Consider the following 3,646-nt stretch of genomic DNA (forward strand, 5'->3'; position numbering starts at 1 on the left):
AACTATGCGCCTAAAATACTAACTTTTTGAGCGTTTTAGACTGAAACAGGCGCACTTTTTTCGTTCCCAAAAAGGCACTTGTCTTTATATGTCAATGCTTTTATATTTAATCAGCAAGCCCTAATTACTCAAATTATGCGTAACATTCTTTTTTGAAAATAGTATAATACAAGGATAAAAAAAATATTTTAGTCAATCTTCTTATTTTAAATAGAGGTAATTTTTAATTGTTGAAATGCTGCTGTCAAAATTATCCACTTTTTCTTCTAGGATAGTTTCTAACTGAGCAATTACATTTTTGTGATTTTCGCGAAACTTTTCGTAACCGGGTATTAAGTAATATTCCTTCACTAAATATTTTTGCATTGAAGTGATAGGAATATGTCTGACTTTATCTGGTTTAGAGTTGATAATTATATTTTTCATGGATTAGTTTTTTTGTATTCAAATTTTATATATAAAATAATGCGACTAGGGGATTTACATTAACAACACTAACACCATGACTATCTCCCCAATCACCATGACGGCCGTTAATCCACTCATATCTAAGACCATTATCCCAAACTCGACCTTTACCACGTAAATCAACATAGTTGCTTGATATTGATGGCCATGACAAAGCCCAGATTATTTTTCCGGATGAATCAGCAATGGTGTATAAATATAGCTTTCGTTAAAATTATTTGTTGCCAGTTTCACAACTTGCATAACCCTTGAAAACTCAGAAATATATCGTCTTAGACAACAAGAAAAACTCTAAGCTGAACATTATTAGGAGCTAGAAAATGGCACAAATTAATAGTACACCCCAAAGCGGTCTGATAGTAGTATACAAGTAGCAATGTTTGCAGTTTCTCACCAGACTATGAAAAGTATGTACAGACAAATATTACTACTTCTACATAATTACTCTTCAATTCAAAGATTAACTCACAAAAATCATGAAAATACCGATGATTTTAGGTAAATAATTTATGAAAGATTCTTCTGAATACATAACTATAATTTCAGATCCTATATTTCATAATTACCAATAAAAATAATGAGGCTTGATCACATTAATCAGTGAAAAAATAAACTTAACGCCTGAGTATTATGACTCATCTTTTAAAGAGATTTAGAACTCTAATTTGATCGTAATTAATTATCCGGAATAGATGTTTGATATTTTGAATAGATTAGAATATATTATCGGGGGTAATCAATTTCAAAATATTCAAAATGTTAGTAGTTGCTTTTTATGCTTGAATTGAGCAATTAATAACTAGAATTTAAAAAAATCTAATTTTCAATATTTTTCTCAGGAATATCTCTTAGATTGGGTGTAATCATTTAGCCTGGTAATTCTACGAAGATCATTTCTAAAAAATGATATAAAAATTATCTTTACTAGAGAAAAATAACTGCTGTAAATATTTCTATAACTGAGCAAAAAAATCTCACTTACAGCAGATTCCACTAAGCGTGAGGTACACCCATCGCGGGCAAGATGGTCGCACTTGCATTCATTTAATTGTTAATCTCTGTACTTCATATACTTGGAATTTACTGTAAATAAAATTTAGTAACTAAAGGAGAGACTATTATGGATACAGCACCAGTAGCTAACTACTTAGGTTTATTAGCATTAGTATGTTATGTAATTACCTTACTACCAAGCATTTTGAGAATTGTGTTTCCGAGCACAAAAAAAACAGAATTTCCTAAAATATTGCTGAAGTATCGTCGTCAAATAGGTGTAATTGCTTTTCTATTTGCTTTTGGTCATGGAATGTTGCTAGTGAGCAAGAGAAACTTTGATTTTTTTGACATCCAAACTTATTGGATATATATACAAGGAGTCGTAACTTTCATTATTTTCACACTACTAACAATTACTTCCAATGATTGGAGTATCAAAAGAATGAAAAAAAATTGGAAGAAATTACATGAACTAACATATCTAGCAATGTTCCTCTTAGTCTGGCACGTCATAGACAAAATGTGGGGTCATTGGAGCTACCTCACCCCATTAGGAATGATTGGCATAACAACTATAACAGTTTTATTTATTGTTAGAAGATGTATAGAGCGTAGAAAAAAACTGACAAAAACTAAGAGCTGATTTATCAAGTAAATATTAAGAGGATAAATACTTTACAGTGTAAGGGTTTGAAACTATCTAAGCTCCCAGGACATAATTTTCGGCAAACCCATACTAGAAAGGAGTTTCAACTCAGTTTACAAATCAGATATAAGGGTGTAAATTAAGTCAAAAATAAACAGTAATTTGAAATTTTTTCAACAAGTAATCATCAATGGTAGGATTAAAATTTATGCTAGCTCAACCCAAGTGTCGAAAATATTCTACAGTGATAGCAGCAACTACTTTAGCAACTATTGGTGGACTGTGGTCCTGGCGATCGCTATCCATATCAACCACAAACTTTGTCCGACCATCTGAGCAAAGAACTTTACCATCTCTAACCCTTTCAGGACATAAAGGATGGGTGTATGCAGTTGCTATAAGTTCTGATGGAAAAACTCTTGCCAGTAGTAGTTATGATGGCACGATCAAAATTTGGAATTTAAGCAATGGTAAATTGCTACATACTATCAATGCTCACGCAGATGCGATCGAATCTCTTGCGATGAGTCCAGATGGTAAAATTCTTGCCAGTGGTAGTTGGGATAACCGCATTAAACTTTGGAATATTGCAAATGGAACTCTTATCCAGACTCTCAAAGGTCATACCGATGATGTGAAAGCTATAGCTATAAGTTCTGATGGAACAACTCTTGCTAGTGGTAGTTATGATGGCACGATCAAAATTTGGAATCTTAACACTGGTTCTGTTGAGGGTCGTTTTCAACATTCAGCTCCTGTCACATCTCTAGTTTTGAGCAAGGATGGAGAGATGCTTGCTAGTGGAGGTAAAAATGGTCAAATCAAAACCTGGCAATTGAATACAGGTAAACAACTCCACTCCTTGGCAGCACATACAAACACAATTTGGGCGATCGCTTTTAGTCCTGATGGTAAAATTCTTGCTAGCGGTAGTCAAGACCGAAAAGTTAAGTTATGGCACATGGACACTGGTCAACTACAATGCACTCTAGAAGGACACGACAAAGCAGTTTTGTCTGTTGCTTTTAGTCCCGATAGTAAAACTCTTGCTAGCAGCAGTTATGACAAAAATATTCATTTGTGGGAGGTAGATACAGAAAAATTATTAGAAACATTTACAGATCATTCTAAAGCTGTTTGGTCGGTAAAGTTTAATCCTGATGGACAAACTCTTGCCAGTGGGAGTGCTGATAGAACTATCAAACTGTGGTCTGTATCTGACTTTAGTAGTAACGATTTACAGAATACAACTCCCCCATCTATTGTGAAAGAGGAAGCAGATATAATTTCTGTTTCAGAGATTACTGATATAGCTGAGTTAGAAGAGTTAAACCAAAAGTTATATAACCAAATTGACCAAAGTTGGCAAGATACTCCAGTATGGTATGAAGATTTAGTGTTTGAGGTAAAAGTTAATGTGGTGGTCATCCCTATCTAATTAATACTACTTTTTATCATATTAAATGTCATCATGCCAGTTTAGAAAGCTTAATCAAAACAGCAGCTACAGACACAGGTATTTATAGTAACCATTTG

General features: G+C 33.4%; 5 protein-coding genes. 3 read left to right on the forward strand and 2 right to left on the reverse strand.

Annotation, left to right across the window (positions count from 1 at the left end; genetic code table 11):
* Positions 1–201: 201 nt before the first annotated feature.
* Positions 202–426: a hypothetical protein gene (locus F6K13_RS23625; protein WP_124144872.1), complete on the reverse strand. Its 225-nt coding sequence runs from the start codon at positions 424–426 to the stop codon at positions 202–204.
* Positions 427–451: 25 nt separating this feature from the next.
* Positions 452–622, reverse strand: a complete 171-nt coding sequence (locus F6K13_RS23630) for a hypothetical protein (RefSeq protein ID WP_161564509.1) — start codon at positions 620–622, stop codon at positions 452–454.
* A 966-nt stretch (positions 623–1,588) separates the two neighbouring features.
* On the opposite strand from F6K13_RS23630, the gene F6K13_RS23635 reads away from it, so the two are divergent.
* The 3 genes from F6K13_RS23635 to F6K13_RS35370 all read left to right on the forward strand — a co-directional run.
* Entirely contained in the window at positions 1,589–2,107 is a 519-nt protein-coding gene (locus F6K13_RS23635; RefSeq protein WP_124144873.1) for a ferric reductase-like transmembrane domain-containing protein, read from the forward strand.
* A 211-nt stretch (positions 2,108–2,318) separates the two neighbouring features.
* Positions 2,319–3,548 carry a WD40 repeat domain-containing protein gene (locus F6K13_RS23640; RefSeq protein WP_287288574.1) on the forward strand — a complete coding sequence of 410 codons (1,230 nt, stop codon included), beginning with the start codon at positions 2,319–2,321 and terminating at the stop codon, positions 3,546–3,548.
* A gap of 20 nt (positions 3,549–3,568) precedes the next feature.
* Positions 3,569–3,646: hypothetical protein (locus F6K13_RS35370; RefSeq protein WP_353735707.1), on the forward strand; the 78-nt coding region annotated here is incomplete at its 3' end.

This window comes from Okeania sp. SIO2B9, assembly GCF_010672505.1.
Taxonomy (GTDB): Bacteria; Cyanobacteriota; Cyanobacteriia; order Cyanobacteriales; family Microcoleaceae; genus Okeania; species Okeania hirsuta.